The 19056-nt window shown below is 37.2% G+C and carries 14 protein-coding genes; 11 read left to right on the top strand and 3 right to left on the bottom strand.

Translation table 11 applies throughout. The features are described 5' to 3' along the window. Positions 1–167: 167 nt before the first annotated feature. The 3 genes from pepN (at position 168) to GTK47_RS15345 (ending at position 4768) form a co-directional block, all read left to right on the top strand. A complete protein-coding gene (gene pepN / locus GTK47_RS15355) occupies positions 168–2783 on the top strand; it encodes an aminopeptidase N (protein WP_165124751.1) in 2616 nt (871 codons plus the stop codon). Between the two features lie 204 nt (positions 2784–2987). Continuing rightward, positions 2988–3998: a quinone-dependent dihydroorotate dehydrogenase gene (gene pyrD / locus GTK47_RS15350; protein WP_036912193.1), complete on the top strand. Its 1011-nt coding sequence runs from the start codon at positions 2988–2990 to the stop codon at positions 3996–3998. Positions 3999–4216: 218 nt separating this feature from the next. Then, entirely contained in the window at positions 4217–4768 is a 552-nt protein-coding gene (locus tag GTK47_RS15345; RefSeq protein ID WP_165124748.1) for a cell division protein ZapC, read from the top strand. 268 nt (positions 4769–5036) lie between these two features. Here the strand turns inward: GTK47_RS15345 and GTK47_RS15340 are convergent, their stop codons facing one another. Further along, entirely contained in the window at positions 5037–6161 is a 1125-nt protein-coding gene (locus GTK47_RS15340; RefSeq protein WP_165124745.1) for a YcbX family protein, read from the bottom strand. A gap of 107 nt (positions 6162–6268) precedes the next feature. On the opposite strand from GTK47_RS15340, the gene rlmKL reads away from it, so the two are divergent. The 8 genes from rlmKL to GTK47_RS15300 all read left to right on the top strand — a co-directional run bounded on the left by rlmKL (position 6269) and on the right by GTK47_RS15300 (position 16403). Next, the gene (gene rlmKL / locus GTK47_RS15335) at positions 6269–8383 is read left to right on the top strand and encodes a bifunctional 23S rRNA (guanine(2069)-N(7))-methyltransferase RlmK/23S rRNA (guanine(2445)-N(2))-methyltransferase RlmL (RefSeq protein ID WP_165124742.1); all 2115 of its coding nucleotides are present in this window, start codon (positions 6269–6271) and stop codon (positions 8381–8383) included. Between the two features lie 6 nt (positions 8384–8389). Beyond that, positions 8390–10318, top strand: coding sequence for an ABC transporter ATP-binding protein (locus GTK47_RS15330; protein WP_165124739.1), 1929 nt, complete (start codon positions 8390–8392; stop codon positions 10316–10318). 85 nt (positions 10319–10403) lie between these two features. Next, the gene (gene pqiA / locus GTK47_RS15325) at positions 10404–11693 is read left to right on the top strand and encodes a membrane integrity-associated transporter subunit PqiA (RefSeq protein WP_165124736.1); all 1290 of its coding nucleotides are present in this window, start codon (positions 10404–10406) and stop codon (positions 11691–11693) included. Next, a complete protein-coding gene (pqiB, locus tag GTK47_RS15320) occupies positions 11686–13338 on the top strand; it encodes an intermembrane transport protein PqiB (protein WP_165124733.1) in 1653 nt (550 codons plus the stop codon). Before pqiA ends, pqiB begins: the two co-directional genes overlap by 8 nt. Next, the gene (gene pqiC, locus GTK47_RS15315) at positions 13338–13910 is read left to right on the top strand and encodes a membrane integrity-associated transporter subunit PqiC (RefSeq protein ID WP_165126678.1); all 573 of its coding nucleotides are present in this window, start codon (positions 13338–13340) and stop codon (positions 13908–13910) included. The genes pqiB and pqiC overlap by 1 nt, the downstream gene beginning before the upstream one ends. A gap of 98 nt (positions 13911–14008) precedes the next feature. Continuing rightward, positions 14009–14422: an ASCH domain-containing protein gene (locus GTK47_RS15310; RefSeq protein ID WP_109393573.1), complete on the top strand. Its 414-nt coding sequence runs from the start codon at positions 14009–14011 to the stop codon at positions 14420–14422. Positions 14423–14896: 474 nt separating this feature from the next. Further along, positions 14897–15067, top strand: a complete 171-nt coding sequence (gene rmf / locus GTK47_RS15305; protein WP_023581348.1) for a ribosome modulation factor — start codon at positions 14897–14899, stop codon at positions 15065–15067. A 1114-nt stretch (positions 15068–16181) separates the two neighbouring features. Then, positions 16182–16403, top strand: a complete 222-nt coding sequence (locus tag GTK47_RS15300) for a hypothetical protein (RefSeq protein WP_165124730.1) — start codon at positions 16182–16184, stop codon at positions 16401–16403. 117 nt (positions 16404–16520) lie between these two features. Here GTK47_RS15300 and fabA read toward each other — a convergent pair whose 3' ends face one another. Both fabA and GTK47_RS15290 read right to left on the bottom strand, forming a co-directional pair. Beyond that, complete coding sequence (gene fabA / locus GTK47_RS15295) at positions 16521–17039, bottom strand: bifunctional 3-hydroxydecanoyl-ACP dehydratase/trans-2-decenoyl-ACP isomerase (protein WP_023581351.1); 519 nt, start codon at positions 17037–17039, stop codon at positions 16521–16523. An 83-nt stretch (positions 17040–17122) separates the two neighbouring features. After that, complete coding sequence (locus tag GTK47_RS15290; protein ID WP_165124726.1) at positions 17123–18865, bottom strand: Lon protease family protein; 1743 nt, start codon at positions 18863–18865, stop codon at positions 17123–17125. Positions 18866–19056: the final 191 nt, after the last annotated feature.

Here is a 19056-nt window from a genome sequence, read left to right as displayed (position 1 = left end):
TTAGCATCATTTACCAAATAAATTGATTACATGTATTAATAAACTATTAACATTCTGTTGACTTTTAATGTTTTCAATTGAATATTCGACTGGCTAAACAGATTTTTGACGAGTAAGCTTTGGTAATATAACCGTTAAATAGTCGTGTTAACTAAAAGGTTTTTTCTATGACACAACAAAGAATCGCGAAATTTCGCAAAGATTATCGTGCCCCTGACTACACAATCACCGATTTACATCTTGATTTTATCTTAGATAAAGAAAATACCCAGGTTACGGCGATAAGCCAGTGTAAACGCCTAAACTCAGATGCAACAGCATTAGTGTTAGATGGTGAAGACTTAACATTAAAATCAATTGCAGTAAATGATGTTGCTTGGACACACTATAAAGAAGAAAACGGCAAACTCATCATTGAACAATTGCCAGAGCAATTTACATTAAAAATTGTTAACGAGATTAATCCATCAGCTAATACAGCATTAGAAGGGCTGTATGTTTCTGGTGATGCATTATGTACACAGTGCGAAGCTGAAGGTTTTCGCCATATTACTTACTATTTAGATAGACCGGATGTATTAGCTCGTTACACCACAACAATTACGGCAGACAAAAAACAGTATCCTTATTTATTGTCAAATGGTAACCGTATTGCACAAGGTGAACTTGATGATGGTCGTCATTGGGTAACATGGGAAGATCCACATCCAAAACCAAGTTATTTATTTGCGGTAGTGGCGGGTGACTTTGATGTATTACGAGATACTTTTATCACCAAAAGCGGTCGAGAAGTCGCTTTAGAGCTTTTTGTTGATAAAGGTAATTTAGATCGTGCAGATTGGGCAATGACATCATTGAAAAATGCGATGGCATGGGATCAATCTCGCTTTAATTTAGAATACGATCTCGATATCTATATGATAGTCGCCGTTGACTTCTTTAATATGGGTGCGATGGAGAATAAAGGGCTGAATGTCTTTAACTCTAAATATGTACTAGCAAAAAGTGAAACAGCTACTGACAAAGATTACTTAGGTATTGAGTCTGTTATTGGTCATGAATATTTCCATAACTGGACAGGTAACCGCATCACTTGTCGTGATTGGTTCCAATTAAGCCTAAAAGAAGGTTTAACCGTTTTCCGTGATCAAGAATTTAGCTCTGACTTAGGCTCTCGCTCTGTTAATCGTATCAATAATGTACGAGTGATGCGTACCGCACAGTTTGCAGAAGATGCAAGCCCAATGGCGCATCCAATTCGTCCTGATAGTGTGATCGAAATGAACAACTTTTATACTTTAACAGTATATGAAAAAGGTTCAGAAGTGATCCGAATGATCCACACCTTATTAGGCGAAGAGCAATTCCAAGCTGGCATTCAAATGTATATTCATCGCCACGATGGTAGTGCTGCAACTTGTGACGATTTTATTCAAGCAATGGAAGATGCCTCTAATGTTGATCTGACTTTATTCCGTCGTTGGTATAGCCAATCAGGTACGCCACAACTGACAGTTCGTGATAGTTATGATGCTAATAAAAAGCAATACACTTTAACTGTTAGCCAAATGACGCCACCAACAGCGGATCAAACTGAAAAACAGCCATTACATATTCCATTAGATATTGAATTGTATGATAGCAAAGGCAATGTGGTTCCACTGCGTTCACAAGGTCAAACTATTTCTAATGTATTGAATGTGGTACGTGAAGAGCAGCAGTTTATCTTTGACGATGTGCCAGAACAACCGATCCCATCTTTATTACGTGAATTCTCTGCGCCTGTAAAACTTGACTATCCATTTACAGATGAGCAACTCTCTTTCTTAATGAAATATGCACGTAATGCATTTTCACGTTGGGATGCAGCTCAAGCATTATTAGGTCGCTATATAAAAGAAAATGTTGCCCGAATTCAAAAAGGCGAAACCTGTATTCTTCCTGAAATGGTAGTTGATGCTTTCCGTGCAGTATTACTCGATAAAGATATTGATCCTGCATTAGCTGCACTTATTCTGACATTACCAACAGATGTCGAAGCGGGTGAATCATTTAGTATTATTGATCCTGCTGCCATCCATAAAGCGCTTGGTTTTATTCGTAAAACACTCGCAACTGAAATGGCCGATGAATTTTCTGCTGTTCATCATTCAATGCATATTGGTGCTTATCGTGTTAATCATGATGATATTGCAAAACGTGATTTACGCAATGTTTGCTTAGGTTATTTAGCAGTTGAAAATGAGCAAACAGGCAACAAACTTGTTGATGCGCAATATCACAATAGCGATAACATGACCGACGCACTTGCCGCACTTAGCGCGGCTGTAATGGCTCAGTTACCTTGCAAAGATGCGTTATTACAAGAATTTGATGATAAATGGCATCAAGATGGGTTAGTAATGGATAAATGGTTTAGTTTACAAGCCATGAGCCCAGCAGCAGATGTGTTACAGACAGTACGTAGTCTGTTATCTCATCGCTCATTTACACTTGCAAACCCTAACCGTACTCGTGCGTTAATTGGTGCATTTGTAAATAATAACCCAGTCGCTTTCCACGCTGAAGATGGTTCTGGTTACTTATTATTGACAGAAATTCTGACTGACTTAAATAGCCGTAATCCACAAGTTGCATCGCGTCTTATTGAGCCGTTTATCCGCCTCAAACGTTATGATGCAACACGCCAAGAAAAAATGCGTACAGAGTTATTAAAACTGAAAGAACTTGAGAATTTATCAGGTGATTTATATGAGAAAATCACCAAAGCTTTAGCTGATTAATATTACGTTTTATATCACTTTATGAGTGAGTAAATAGTATAAGATCAGCATGGTAATTAGATCCCCAGCATAGTCTGGGGATTTTTTATGGCAAATTGTGAAATTGAAACGTTTACTTTTCGCGCTTTTATCTATATGATGCACGACGCTTAAATTGTCGTAGACATATCATTCCTAATACCCGATATTCTCAATGGAGATCGTATGTATTATTCCTTAGTAAGGAAGGCATTGTTTCGGCTAGATCCTGAACGTGCCCATGATTTTACCTTCCGTCAGTTAAAACGTTTATCTCATTCCCCATTTCAATTTCTTATTCAGCAGTCACTTCCTTCAAAACCCGTTTCCTGTATGGGACTCTCATTTAAAAATCCACTTGGTCTTGCCGCCGGTCTTGATAAAAATGGTGATTGTATAGATGCATTGGGTGCAATGGGATTTGGTTTTATTGAAGTTGGTACGGTGACACCTCGTCCTCAAGTAGGAAATGATAAACCTCGTTTATTTCGCTTAGTAGAAGCTGAAGGCTTAATTAACCGAATGGGCTTTAATAACCTCGGTGTTGATAACTTAATTGAAAATGTAAAACAATCTCGTTATGGTGGTGTGCTGGGTATTAATATCGGTAAAAATAAAGATACTCCAGTAGAGCAAGGTAAAGATGACTATCTGATTTGTATGGAAAAAGTCTATGCTCATGCCGGTTATATCGCAATCAATATATCATCACCAAATACCCCCGGTTTGCGTACTCTACAATACGGTGAAGCATTAGACGATCTGCTATCAGCAATTAAAAACAAACAATTAGAGTTGCAAGGAAAATATCAAAAATATGTTCCTGTCGCTGTTAAAATTGCACCTGATTTAACACATGAAGAATTAATTCAAGTTGCAGATAGCTTAGTGCGTCATCATATTGATGGTGTTATTGCGACAAATACCACATTAGATAAATCATTAGTTAGTGGGTTAGATCACTGTAATGAAGCTGGGGGATTAAGTGGTCGCCCGGTACAATCAAAAAGTACACAAATAATTCGCCAATTAAATGAAGAATTAAAAGGTGCATTACCTATTATTGGCGTTGGTGGAATTGATTCATTAACGGCAGCCAGAGAAAAAATGGATGCTGGTGCTTCTCTTATTCAAGTCTATTCAGGATTCATTTATCAAGGTCCTGCACTTATCAAATCTATAATTAATCATATCTAAATACATTTAATAATGAGTTAGGGGCTTTTCTTCTGCCCTTAACTCGTTTATATTGCCCCTAGTTGGTTATTTTTTATTAAATTGCACTGATTGTGCTTAATTAATAGTAAAATGAATCCTGTTTTTGTTAGGTGATATTAAATATTTTATTTAGGTCATTTAATTTTGATTGTTTATCAGAGTATAAAACAGGGAATGAATCGAAGGGGGATTAATTAGTGATAATAAAACCCGATGATCGCTGGCGTTGGTATTTTGATGTTGAGCAACAAAAATTAATGCTTGATTTAGCAAATGGTATGGTTTTTCGTTCCCGCTTTCCAAGCAAAATGTTGAGTGAAAGTGCTCGACAATCAGCATCTTTTACCGTCGATGATGCAGCTCTTTATTATGGATACGATGAGCAAATTCGACAAATAGATATGCCATCAGAATCAAGAGCTGAATTAGCTTTAAATGCATTAATAGCCCATCGCTTTTTAAAGCCACTGATGCCTAAGAGTTGGTATTTTGAAGTTAACGATAATCAAATCAACCCTTATTTATCTCAAGTGGTAGAAGCCTCATTAAAAGAAGAAGACGAAACGGCTCTTTTTTTAGTGACTGAAGTGGGCGCTCAAGCTTGTTTATGTTTATTAGCTCAACCGCAGTTAACATTATTTGATAGAACACTTAATTTTTGTGACCCAATAAAAATTATGAATGATAGGTTAAGCAATTACCATAAAGAGTCAGAGTCAGGATCATTTTTGTACGAGAAAGTTATTTAACAAAAAGAGTAAAAAGGACTTACTCTTTTTATTGTCACTCATTATTTATAACATTCTAAAAACCAATTCACCTTAAACAACACTTCCCAAAATCAAATCTTCATTACTCTCTTTCTGTGTCTTTTTCTAGAAACAAATAAATAAGTTTATTGATAATTCATTATTGAGTTTTTAATAAGATAATTCTTATTAAATAAACTGTTTTATTTAAAATAAAAAAGAAGGTAAGGGCAAATTACCTTCTTTTAATTTGCGATAAAGATAAGTGTTATTTTTTATTAAGTGAAAGTTTTACATTACCGTTAGGAATACAGCTACAGGCTAAGATTTTACCTGAGCGTTTAATTGCGCCAGCTTTTAATGCGTTAACATCACCTTCATCTAATTGGATAACACAAGAGCCACAAAGGCCAGCTCGGCAACTATAAGGAATGGTATAACCATTATTTTCAAGCTGTTCTAACAGAACTTCTTGGTTATTACCTTCAAAAACCTCGCCGTTAAATTCAATGCTAACAGTCTGTTCTTGTGTGTTTTCAATGACAGGCGCTGATTCTGTTTCGATAGGTGTTGTTACAAGATATTGTTTTGCTTCTTTATAAGCTAACACCTCAACAGTATCTCCTACACGAATAATACCAGTTTGACGAATGATGACATTTTGACCAAAATCGACATCGCCAGTTTCATCACTACGGAATGTTTGCAGTGTTGCTAGTGGTTCTGTGTTAGGATGTTTTACGCCTTTATCAATACTAATTGTGGTCATGATGCAACGGCTACAAGGTTTCATCAGATCCATCACAACAGAGCCAACACGAATAGTCTGCCAAGTATCTTCTTCAAAAGGCTTTGCACCTGTTACGAGGATATTCCCTCGAAATTGCTCAATATTAATTGAAGCAGGGCAACGCTGTTGTAAGTATTGAAATGAGGCTTCATTAATTAATAAGTAAGGGTAACCATCAGCGAAAGAAACAGCGGTTTCTGGATTTTTTTTCACTCGACGTGTCGATTTTTCGCCAGTCCAACGAAGTTGAACATCCATTTTTAAATAACGACTGAACCACTGATTTATTTCATCTGGCGCCACATACGCGGTAAAATGGTTGCCCCAAACTTCTGTCGGTTGCAATGAGGTCTCAAAATCTTGATAGGTGATAGCAATACCTTCACCATCAGGTGCTTGAATATAAATACCATTTGCCATGACAGAGGGAATAAAACACAGCAAAACGGGAAATTTTCGTGCCGTGATAAAAGTCCCTTCTGGGGTGGTTATCATAAAATCGCGATCAAACGTGAATCCGCTCTCACGAGCAAATGCATGAGAAAGTCGAATTCCCTTCATTGATTTAACTGGGTGTATATAAAGGCGTGAAACGTTGATCATCGGTGCTCCCAAAAGACATTATTATTTTTTATAGCCAGTAACTTTATGACAACGTAATACAATTAGCTATAATGCCCAACAATTTTATTTTAGGTGGTAACAATATTATGCGCTCTCTGTTTGCCAGCACAGGCCGAGGTCTGGAAGAACTATTAAAATCTGAACTTGAACACCTTGGTGCTCAGGCTTGCCAGATAACACAAGGCGGTGTTTATTTCCGTGCTGATGATAAAACCATGTATCAGTCTTTACTTTGGAGTCGTTTAGCGTCGCGCATTATGTTGCCGTTAAATGAATTCAATGTTTATAGTGATCTAGACTTATACCTTGGTGTGCAGGCAATTGATTGGAGTGAGATTTTTACTGTTGATCAGACTTTTGCTATCCATTTTAATGGTACGAATGACATTATTCGTAATAGCCAATATGGTGCATTAAAAGCGAAAGATGCGATCGTTGACTCATTCCAACGTAAAATAGGGCAACGTCCGGATGTCGCTAAACAATCCCCTGATATCCGCTTAACCATTCACCTTCATAAAGAAAAAGCCTCGCTATCTTTAGATTTAAGTGGTGATGGTTTACATCAGCGCGGCTACCGCGACTTAACAGGGCAAGCACCTTTAAAAGAGAACTTAGCTGCCGCAATTATTATGCGTTCAGGCTGGAAAATTGACACACCACTGATCGACCCAATGTGTGGCTCTGGTACATTATTAATTGAAGCAGCCATGATGGCGACTGATTGTGCCCCAGCATTAAATCGTGTGCATTGGGGTTTCCGTCATTGGTTAGGCCACGATGAAGCGTTGTGGAAAGAAGTGACCCATGAAGCTTTTGCCCGTTTCCGTGAAGGTAAAAAGAATACTACTGCGCGTTTCTATGGTTTTGATGTTGATAAGCGCGTATTGGATATGGCAAGAGCCAACGCACGCAGAGCCGATGTTGCCGAACTTATCACATTTGCTCATGGTGATGCGGCTAAACTGACAAACCCTGTTTCAGCAGAAATCAAAGGGACAATTATCAGCAACCCACCATATGGTGAACGCTTGGAAAGTGAACCTGCATTAATTGCACTTCACAGCCAATTAGGAAGAGCGGTAAAAGCACACTTCCCAGGTTGGAGATTGTCACTATTTAGTGCATCACCTGAGTTGTTAAGTTGCATTCAATTACGTGCTGAACGAGAGTTCAAAGCAAAAAATGGTCCTCTAGATTGTGTACAAAAGAACTATTTGCTTTCTGATACACCATCAACGATTAACACTGGACTTGCGGAAGATTTTGCAAACCGTTTACGTAAAAATGAGAAAAAACTCGCGAAATGGGCAAAACAACAGCAAATTGAATGTTATCGTTTATACGATGCTGATTTACCTGAATATAATGTTGCTGTCGATCGCTATGGCGATAAAGTGGTTATCCAAGAGTATGCGCCACCTAAAACAGTTAATGAGCACAAAGCTCGCCAGCGTTTATTTGATGTGATTAGTGCCACAATGGAAGTACTGGCATTACGTTCTGATCAACTGATTTTAAAAACCCGCCAACGTCAAAAAGGCAAACAGCAATATGAAAAAATGGCCGAAAAGGGTGATTTCTTCTTAGTTGACGAATTTGGTGCAAAATTCTGGGTGAACTTAACAGATTATCTTGATACAGGGTTGTTCTTAGATCACCGTATTGCACGAAAAATGTTGGGTGAAATGAGCAATGGAAAAGACTTCTTAAATCTTTTTGCTTATACCGGTACGGCTTCTGTTCACGCGGGAATTGGTGGTGCAAAAAGTACAACAACGGTTGATATGTCACGTACTTATCTTGAATGGGCTGAGAAAAACTTCCAAGCGAATGGCCTATCGGGTAGACAACACCGTTTAATGCAAGCAGATTGCATTCAGTGGTTAATGCAGAGCAATGAACAATTTGATGTGATTTTTATCGATCCGCCTACGTTTTCTAACTCAAAACGAATGGAAAACACCTTTGATGTGCAGCGTGATCACATTGAACTAATGAAGCATCTGAAACGTTTGTTAAGAAAAGGCGGAACAATTATGTTCTCAAATAACAAACGTGGATTCAAAATGGAACATGACGAGTTAGCAAAAATTGGGTTGTGTGCAAAAGAGATAACACAGAAAACATTATCACAAGACTTTGCACGTAACCGCCAAATTCACAATTGCTGGCTGTTAACTCATGCTGGTGAGGAATAATTTACAATGCCGTTAATTAGTTTGACAGGGGCTTATTTATCTTTCAGTGATGCCCCACTATTAGATAGCACCGATTTATTTATTGAAGAAAATGAACGCGTTTGTTTAGTTGGGCGTAATGGTGCAGGTAAATCAACACTATTAAGAGTGTTATCTAAAGAGCAACCTTTAGATGACGGTCAAGTTGTTTATGAGCAAGATCTTGTGACTGCTCGCTTACAGCAAGATCCTCCAAGAGATATTGAAGGCACTATCTTTGACTTTGTTGCTGAAGGTGTTGAAGAAGATGCTAAATATCTAACGGATTATCACCATATTTCTAAACTGATTGAGACAGATCCTTCTGATAAAAATCTCAATAAAATGGCAGAGCTACAAGAAGTACTTGATAGCCGTAATTTGTGGTTGCTTGATAGCCGAATTGCAGAAGTGCTAGAAAAACTTGGTTTAGATGGTGAAGCTGAGCTTTCTTCTCTATCAGGTGGTTGGCTAAGAAAAGCAGCCTTAGGGCGTGCATTAGTTAGCGCACCAAGAGTGCTGTTTTTAGATGAACCAACAAACCACCTTGATATTGAAACGATCCTTTGGCTTGAGAAATTCTTAAAAGATTTCCAAGGAAGTATCGTGTTTATTTCCCATGACCGTTCATTTATCCGTAATATGGCAACGCGTATTATCGATCTTGATCGTGGAAAACTTTCTTCATGGCCGGGAAATTACGATAAATACCTTGAAAGCAAAGAAGAAGCATTGCGTGTTGAAGAGCAACAAAACGCTGAGTTTGATCGTAAATTAGCGCAAGAAGAAGCGTGGATACGCCAAGGCATTAAAGCACGACGTACTCGTAACGAAGGTCGTGTAAGAGCATTGAAAGCATTACGTGTTGAACGTAGTGAACGCCGTGAAGTGTTAGGCAGTGCACGTATGCAAGTCGAAGAAGCTACGCGTTCTGGTAAAATCGTATTCGAGTTAGAAGATGTTAATTACAGCATTGGAACCCGCAAGTTAGTTCGTGATTTTTCTGCCAAAGTACAACGTGGCGATAAAATTGCGTTGGTGGGGCCGAATGGTTGCGGTAAAACCACTTTATTGAAACTTATGCTAGGCGATTTAAAAGCAGACAGTGGTCGCGTTCATTGTGGTACTAAGCTTGAAGTTGCTTATTTTGATCAGCACCGTGCAACACTTGATCCTGATAAAACAGTGATGGACAATCTTGCTGAAGGTAAGCAAGAAGTGATGGTAAATGGTCGTCCTCGCCATGTACTTGGTTATTTGCAAGACTTTTTATTTCCACCTAAACGTGCAATGACGCCTGTTCGCGCACTTTCAGGAGGTGAGAGAAACCGTCTATTGCTAGCACGTTTATTCTTAAAACCAAGTAACTTACTTATTCTCGATGAGCCAACCAATGATCTCGATGTTGAAACATTGGAATTGCTAGAAGAACTCGTTGATGCTTACCAAGGCACTGTTTTACTGGTTAGCCATGATCGTGAATTTGTTGATAATAGTGTGACCGAGTGTTGGATCTTTGAAGGTGATGGTGTTATTAACAGCTACGTTGGTGGATATTACGATGCTCAACAACAAAGAGCACAGTCGGTTTCACTAAAGAGTGAGGCAAACAAATCACGTAATGCACCAGAAAAAGCTGAAAAAGAAGCAAAAGCGAAAGATAGCTCTAAAAAGAACACTCGCACTAACAAGTTAAGTTATCATTTGACGCGAGAACTCGAGCAACTTCCTGCGAAATTAGAAAGCTTGGAATCACAGTTAAGTGAGTTACAAGAAGAAGTGAGTGGGGCAGATTTCTTTACTCGTCCTCATGAAGAGACAGAAAAAGTCTTGAAGGCGCTTGCAGATAAAGAACAAGAGCTTGAAACGGCTTTTGATAGATGGCAAGAGCTAGAATTGATGCAAAACGGCGAATAGCCAACCGAAAACGGGGCATCACGCCCCGTTTTACTTTCTGGATTAAATATTCTTTTATTGATTATTCTAAATAAGAGGTGTCGCTGTGTGCTCTGGTCAACAACATCGTCATGAACATAAACATGAGCAAATATTATGTCCTCAGTGCGATCTGGTGGTCAGTGTTCCTCAGTTAGCACAAGGAACAAAAGCAACATGCCCTCGTTGCCATACAGTATTAACTGCACGTTGGCGCCAACCTTTTTATCAACCTGTTGCATTAGCAATCAGCGCATTATTTATGTTGCTGATGGCAAGCCAGTTTACCTTCGTGAGTATGGAGGTAGCGGGTATCACCAGTAATGTCACACTAATGCAAATCCCAACGGTTATGTTTAGTGAAAATTATGTCGAATTAGGCGCACTTTTCCTATTGTTTGTCCAAATTGTGCCTGCTTTTTGTATGGTGGCAATCTTACTTCTTTGCACTCCCATTCAATTACCTAGAAAACTACAAATTTGGTTATCGCGTATTTTATTCCAATTAAAATCGTGGTGTATGGCAGAAATTTTTCTTGCGGGAATTTTAGTTAGCTTTGTAAAATTAATGGCTTATGGTGATATTGGACTCGGTCTTAGTTTTTTGCCTTATGTGCTTTATTGTTTATTTCAAATTCGAGCATTCCAGTGCCTTGATAGACATACTTTATGGGAAAAATTAGAACCTCGTCCAAATTATCCTGATATTGAATCGGGTAAGTCTGGGTTAAAACAAGGGGTTAGATTATGTCGTTCATGTACGGCAATTTTACCTGCGGATCAATACGAATGTAGCCGTTGTGAAGTTAAAGGACATGCAAGAAGACCTAAAAGTTTACAATGGACGGTCTCTTTGTTGATTACGTCATTAATTCTTTATATCCCCGCTAATTTATTACCCATTATGGTCACTGAATCTTTAGGTAATAATATTTACTCAACCATTATGGCTGGGGTTATTTTGTTATGGGAAGATGGCTCCTATCCTGTCGCAATGGTGATATTTATTGCCAGCATTATGGTACCAAGTTTAAAAATGCTCGCTATTGCTTGGCTGTGTTGGGATGCACATAAATCTAATGGAAAAAGAGATCCTGCTAGAATGCATTTTCTCTATGAAGTTGTTGAATATGTAGGGCGTTGGTCGATGATTGACGTCTTCGTAATTGCTGTTTTAGCTTCATTAGTCAGAATGGGACGTCTGATGAGCATCTATCCTGATTTTGGAGTGGTGCTATTTGCATTGGTTGTAGTGTTAACTATGTTCTCTGCAATGATGTTTGATCCTCGGTTGACGTGGGATAAGTGTACAACCGATGATGATAAAACCACGATTAAGGAGCCTAAGGGTGACTGAAAAGAATGAAACTGCTTTAACTGAAGCAAAAATTAACAAGCTAAAAAGCTGGTCTCCAGTTTGGATCATACCACTTGTCACCTTACTGATTGGTGCGTGGATACTTTATTATCATTTCAGCCATCAGGGTCCAGAAGTTACATTAATTACCTATAATGCAGATGGCATTGAAGCAGGTAAAACCAAAATTAAAAGTCGCAGTGTAGATATTGGTCTAGTTGAAAGTGTCACACTCGATAGCAATTTTAGTCGAGTTATTATCACGGCTCGCCTTGATAAAGGAATGAAAGAGTTATTACGCGCGGATACTGCATTTTGGGTTGTAAGGCCTCAAGTCGGTAAAGAAGGTGTAACGGGTTTAGGGACTTTACTTTCGGGTGCTTATATAGAGCTACAACCGGGGCTAAAGGGTAAAGAAGAAGATGAATTTAATCTTCTCGATTCTCCACCGCTAGCCTCGCCAGATGCAAAAGGTATTCGCATTAATTTAGTCAGTGAAAGAGCTGGCCAACTAAATGCGGGTGATCCTGTTTTATTCAGAGGTTACCAAGTCGGTTCTGTTGAAACCAGTGAATTTAATATTGATAAACGAGATATGCATTATCAACTCTTTATCAAAGCACCTTATGACAAAATGGTGACATCGAATGTTCGATTCTGGAAAGATTCCGGTATCGCTTTTGATATGTCTTCATCGGGTGTACGTGTTGAGATGGCATCACTTTCTACACTCTTTAGTGGAGGTGTTAGTTTTGATGTTCCTGCGGGATGGGTGCCTGGTGATCCTATTGCACCTAAAACAGAATTTAAGCTTTATGATAATGAAAAGAGTATTCAAAACTCGTTGTATACCGATTATCGTAGCTACATTATGTTCTTCTCTGATTCTGTAAGAGGATTGCAAGCTGGAGCGCCTGTTGAATTCCGAGGAATTCGTATGGGAACGGTTGTACAAGTACCTTATTACACTAAAGGTATGCAACAATCGCTGGATAAGGATTTTCGTATTCCTGTACTTATCCATGTTGAGCCAGAACGTTTCGCCAATGATGTCGGTGAGAGTTTTGACTTCGTTAAAGAAATAGCCTCAGCTTCTAATAATGGATTAAGAGCATCACTGAAATCAGGTAACCTTTTAACTGGTGCACTTTATATTGATCTTGATTTCTATCCTGATGAAACTCAATGGAAAGGCCCACAAGAAGTTGCCGGTTTCCAACAAATTCCGACAGTTGGTTCTGGTTTAGCGCAAATTCAGCAAAAAGTGATGACATCACTGGACAAGATCAACAATCTTCCTGTTGAACCAATGCTTAAAGAGATGACAGCAACATTATCTGAAAGCCAAAAAGCTGTCAGTGAAGCTAAAGAAACACTGAAGTCATTGAATGCCATGATTGGTAGTGATGAATTTAGAAATCTTCCTAATGATATTCAGCAGTCATTAAAAGAGATCAATCGTAGTATGCAAGGCTTCCAACCAGGTTCTCCTGCATACGGAAAAATGATTGATAATATGCAGCAGCTTGATCAAGTGTTAAGAGAGATGCAGCCTTTATTGAAAACATTAAACAATAAGAGCAACGCATTGATTTTTGAAGCGAAGGAAGGTAAAGATCCTGAACCAAAGAGGGCTGAAAAATGATAAAATACATCATTGGGGTATTTGTATTGATGTTAACGGCATGTTCAAGCCAGACTAATAAAACGTATTATCAGTTACCTGATGTTTATCAAGGTGGCGTGTCAGAACAAACCTCGGCAACTCAGTCAACCAAGAAGCCTCAAATTTGGGTTCAGCCGATCCGTTTATCTAATATGCTAGTCAATGCTGGAATTGTTTATCAAACGACGGATATTAACTATACCGTGGCTAATCAGCACCTATGGATTAATCCACTTGATCAGCAATTACAACAGAACCTTATTTCAGGTTTAACAAAAGAATTACCGGGTACAGTGGTTGCTAATCAACCTGTTGAAGATAATTTAGCGAAATTAACAGTCACGGTTAATTACTTTCAAGGTCGCTATGATGGACAGGTAATTATTTCGGGTGATTGGATTTATACTGAAAACAATAAAGTGATTAATCAGCCATTCTCTTTAGTTTTAACACAAACAGAAGATGGTTATCCAGCTTTAGTGCGTACATTAGGACAGGGATGGGAGCAAGTTGTTTCTGATATAGCGAAAGCAATTCAAGCTCAATACTAACTGACTTAGCATTACGTTTATTCAAACCCAATATTCTCTTAAATTGTATTTAAGTTGAATGTTGGGTTTTGTTTATAAAAAAGAATAAGGGAAACAATATGTTAGAAATCCTTAAAAAGAAATATCCCACTGCGATCAGTTGGTCATTTGGTGATAATGCTCAGTTAGCGGATGAGCTTGCTATGCTGGTGGTAGAAGGAAAAAAAACGGCAACGTGTAGCTCATTAAATGGCTTTTTTAGTGACAGCGTTATTCCTGTTATTGGGGGATTTAGTATTATTCTAAACAGTCAAAATGAGCCAGTTTGTGTTATTCGAACACGTTCTTTGCAGCTAATCCGATTTAATGAAGTCACTGAAGAATTGGCTAAGAGAGAAGGTGAAGGCGATTTAAGTTTGGCATATTGGCAAGAAGGGCATAAAGATTTCTTTAATCGAGAAGGCCATTTTTCAGAAGATATGGAGTTGGTATTTGAAGAGTTTGAATTAATAGAAGTATGTAAGAGGTGTTAATAGCCTCTTTTATTTTCAATAATGGCTAATTCCTTAATAAAACAAAGGTAATTAAAAAGAGTTTTCTACAAAAAAATAAAAATAGAGCAAAAAATTATATTCATAAACTAAGTCTTATATTGACATAAATTTAAATAAAAACATCATTTTATCTTATTTAATTTATTGGTTTTATAAGATAAAAATAAAAAATTATTTTTTTATTTCTTTATTTTTACTAAATATCAAAGAGTTATATTTTAATGTGATATAACCCATTAAAAGAATTAGTTAATGTTTCAATTAAAGCATTAGATAAAATAAATGATAACCATGGTTATTAAAATTACTCTTGGCTTAACATCACAAATATGACATTTGTATTAACTTCTTTACTTGCTTAAATGCTCAATAAAGCGTATCAATTTATAGTGGTTGTTGAAAAAACAATCATTATCTTTCCGCTTAAACTTAGAACGTGAGGGTTGTCTAGATATGAAAAGACAGAAACGAGATCGTTTAGCAAGAGCATTATCGAAAGGTTATCAAGCTGGTATGCAAGGCCGTTCTAAAGAACTTTGCCCTTATTTCGCCATTGATGCGCGTTCACATTGGCTTGGAGGCTGGCGACAGGCCATGGAAGATCGCCCGAGTCTGGTAAAATAAATAACCCGTCGTAGTGAAATAGATAATAGCTTATTTGTAGTTCTATTAAATATTATCACTAAGATTTTACCGACAATCAGAACGAGGGTTATTTATATACATTCCTATGTACACATTGAGCATAGGACAATTTAAGTATAAATAACAAACAATCAATTTGGATATAAAAAAGGCTTACAGTTTTGTAAGCCTTTTTACGTTATATTATCATTACTTTTTTAATTTTATTTCATGAAAACTTTTGCGTAAGCGAAAACCATAAATAGTAAGAAAAATAGCAAGTATTGTATTGACAGAATTATATAGCCAATCAATTTCTTCTGAAGTAAACCAAGGTATAAAAGATGTAAATATCAGAAATATACCACCATAAAACATAAAGTCTGCCTGTTTTTAGATACTTTTCCTTTATGAATCACTTATTTTCCTTAAATTATTTTTATAAAGATTAATTTAACTTAAAGATTTTCTTTTGATTTTTTAAATAATTTATATAAGTTTGGACTATATAAACATAATGAGGTTATAGAAAAACCTAAGATCCATTTTATATCGAATTGACTAGCATACATACAAATAAATATAATCAATAAAATCGTGAGTCGATAGCCAATTATTTTACAAAGAAAAAAAGTAAGTTCAATAAGAAAGCTAAAGAGTTCTACAATTGCACCTATAATCATATTCATACGATTATTCCTTAACGTAATCTACTTGTACTAAGCTAATATGAATTTCTAGTGTCATGTTTATTTAGTATAAGAAAGCTCACTTAACTTAAATTTATCTTTATATATAAAATTTATTTACTAATTAAGTGACACTATACATCGATTAATTTATTATAGCGACTTTTATTTACAAGGAAGACTTCAATGAAAAAACCAATCTCATTATGGATAATATTAATTGCTTTTACTTTATTCACACTAGGGCAATTAATGTCTTCATTTACTAGTGTTTCGACTTTAATGAGTACATTTATAAAAAATAGTGCGAATTTTAATTTAATAGCTTCTCTTTCTATATTGTGGAGTATGATGCAAACTTTTTCACTCCCTACTTTATATGTTATTACACTTTTTGTTATTTTTATGAAGTCTGGAGTATATCAATGTTTCCGATCACTATCGCAATAGTAATTGGAATTCAAAATACATTTGATAATACAAGTGGTAGTAATCAAGCAGAAAATTCAGGTGAAGTATTCGGTGTTTTATCTTTAGCCGGTTTATTTATTTATCTTACATATAGCTTATTTTTCTCTGCTAAAATTAAACATTATTTTCAATATATAAAAGATAAGCAATCGACGATATGCTTTGATAAAAACTGAATTGAATATGAGCTGTCTTTGATGAAGAGAATAAATACGCTATTACTATAGATAAAAAAATACCGTGTACTTTACATTACACGGTATTTTTCTAATAGATTCAGATTGTTATCGAACTTAGAATGCAGTTGTATCTTTAAATAAGCCAACTTTTAAGTCTTTTGCTTCATAAATCAGCTTACCATCAACATATACTTCACCATCGGCAATACCCATGATCAGTTTACGATTGATAACACGTTTGAAATCAATTTTATAGGTAACTTTTTTTGCTGTCGGTAATATTTGTCCGGTGAATTTAACTTCACCAACACCAAGCGCACGGCCTTTGCCTTCACCACCAAGCCAGCCAAGATAGAAGCCAACAAGTTGCCACATGGCATCGAGGCCTAAGCAACCCGGCATAACAGGATCATTGACGAAGTGGCAATCAAAGAACCATAAATCTGGCTTGATATCGAATTCTGCTTCGATAAAGCCTTTATTATGGGTGCCGCCATCTTCAGTCATTTTAATGATGCGATCCATCATTAGCATATTACCAGATGGCAGTGGTGGGCCATCTTGGCCAAATAATTCACCACGGCCTGAAGCAATGAGGTCTTCTTTAGAATAAGATTCGCGTTTATCAACCATTGTCTATATAGCCTTTATCAAGTGTAAGACAACAGAATAGCTTACACTTGTACGCTGAACAACTCCGATCACTTGAAACAGAATTATCTGAATAGACGTAAGAACCAAGGTAATTTAGGTCTATCCTGATTATTTGCTAGCGTTATACGATCATGAATAACAGCTAACAAGTGTGAGTCTGATTGTTCTGGTTCACATTGCTCTTCATAATATGGCTGACGAGTCAGTAACGTTATTGCTTCTGCTACATGAGTGACAGGCCAAATATGAAATTTCTCTTCTTTTACCGCTTGCTGCACATTTTCGTTAAGTACAAGATGACGAATATTAGCAAGGGGGATAATCACGCCTTGCGCACCCGTTAATCCTCTTTGTTGGCAGATATCAAAGAAGCCTTCGATTTTCTGGTTTACGCCACCAATCGGTTGAACTTGACCAAATTGATCGACTGCACCTGTAACGGCAATTTGCTGATCAATAGGTTGTTGTGCCAGAGTGCTAATAAATGCACATAATTCAGCCAAAGAGGCGCTATCACCATCAACTTCACCATATGATTGCTCAAAAACAATCGAGGTGCTAAATGGCTGTGGTTGGTCTAAACGTAATTCTGAGTTCAAGTAAGCTTGCATAATCATCATTCCTTTAGCATGAAGATTACCACCAAGCTCAGCTTTTCGCTCAACATCCGTAAATTCACCATCACCTATATGTGCAACGCAGGTAATACGAGTTGGTTCTCCGATTAAATCAGGATATCCCGGGTAATCTAAGACAGAAAGTCCATTGATTTGACCAACAGCTTCACCTTCTGTTTGAATCATGACTTGGTCTTGTAAAATCTCATCACGACTACGCTCTAACAAATAACTGTGTCGCCATAGGCGATTTTCTTCTGCTTTTTTCAATGCATCAGCAGTTAGAGAAGACTCATGATTAAAACGTATTGCATAACGAAGTTGGCGTAAAAGCCATTCTAAATCTAGGCTCAGCATTAGCTGATCTTCATGCTGTCTTGCGGCTTGTGCTAGCAAGACTTCCCAAGCATCCGCAGATAGAGAAGGGAGGCGATACTTTTGGCACAGTGAATTTACAAAACCACACCATTGAGAAAGAGCGGTTTCATCTTCTAAATACATATCGTATTCATATTCACCATATAAAGCAGTGCTATTTAGCTCAGGCTCCATAAACTCAAGCTCTTCAAGGCTTAGTCTATCACCAACTAAAATCACACGTAGATTGAGCGGCATACTCTCAATAGGTAGAGGCAGAGATTGATTGTCATTCCAGACAAGCCACTCAAAACGCTGCTCTTCAACCATTTTTTTAAGACGAAACCACATTAGTGGTTGTACAAGTAAAGATTTTATAGAGAGGACTAAGATCCCTCCATTTACTTTATGTAATAAGCCGGGGCTAAGAGTAACTTCGTCTTTATGGCAATAGAATGAACCAAAGAGTTGCTCTGGCTCTATCCACTGGCAACAGGTAATAGATTCCGATGATGAAAATGCACCATGTACATTTTCTTGCCAATAAATTTTATGGGCTTCTGCTTGATAACTGCCAACAACAGGATCAGTTTTGATCCCTGATTGCGTTAATGTATCTGTCAACATATCAAAGTAAGCAGCAGAATCATCCGCTTTTAACAGCATAAACTGCCCTGAATCTGCATTGTTTAACCATTGTAGGCTTTCATACAGGCGAGGTTGAACCTCACGAAGTAGAGATGCAGGTAATTGAGATGCTGTTTGAAAGAAAGTTTGGTAGGAGGCGTAATCAGGACGTAACGCCTGCCATTCTAATTCGTTGTTTTTCAAGGTTACCGTTTTTATTATTGATTAGTGAAAAGAGATAATTAGATATCGTATAAGTTGATATCTATCCTGCAATAAGACGGTTCTTTAACTGTCATCAACTGCATAGGCAGGGAATATGTATTGCTACTACCTTATAATCACGAGCTAATAAGTGATCATTAAGGTTTTATGATAGCGACGCTCGATTCTAT

This window comes from Proteus sp. ZN5 (assembly GCF_011046025.1).
GTDB lineage: Bacteria > Pseudomonadota > Gammaproteobacteria > Enterobacterales > Enterobacteriaceae > Proteus.
The sequence above is the reverse complement of the archived record's forward strand: the minus strand, read 5'-3'. Positions and strand labels throughout refer to the sequence as shown.

Bases quoted from the DNA above. Each gene is read 5' to 3' on its own strand.
- pepN (WP_165124751.1), top strand. From the start codon at position 168: ATGACACAACAAAGAATCGCGAAATTTCGCAAAGATTATCGTGCCCCT.
- pyrD (WP_036912193.1), top strand. From the start codon at position 2,988: ATGTATTATTCCTTAGTAAGGAAGGCATTGTTTCGGCTAGATCCTGAA.
- GTK47_RS15340 (WP_165124745.1), bottom strand. From the start codon at position 6,161: ATGATCAACGTTTCACGCCTTTATATACACCCAGTTAAATCAATGAAG.
- rlmKL (WP_165124742.1), top strand. From the start codon at position 6,269: ATGCGCTCTCTGTTTGCCAGCACAGGCCGAGGTCTGGAAGAACTATTA.
- GTK47_RS15330 (WP_165124739.1), top strand. From the start codon at position 8,390: ATGCCGTTAATTAGTTTGACAGGGGCTTATTTATCTTTCAGTGATGCC.
- GTK47_RS15310 (WP_109393573.1), top strand. From the start codon at position 14,009: ATGTTAGAAATCCTTAAAAAGAAATATCCCACTGCGATCAGTTGGTCA.
- rmf (WP_023581348.1), top strand. From the start codon at position 14,897: ATGAAAAGACAGAAACGAGATCGTTTAGCAAGAGCATTATCGAAAGGT.
- GTK47_RS15300 (WP_165124730.1), top strand. From the start codon at position 16,182: ATGTTTCCGATCACTATCGCAATAGTAATTGGAATTCAAAATACATTT.
- fabA (WP_023581351.1), bottom strand. From the start codon at position 17,039: ATGGTTGATAAACGCGAATCTTATTCTAAAGAAGACCTCATTGCTTCA.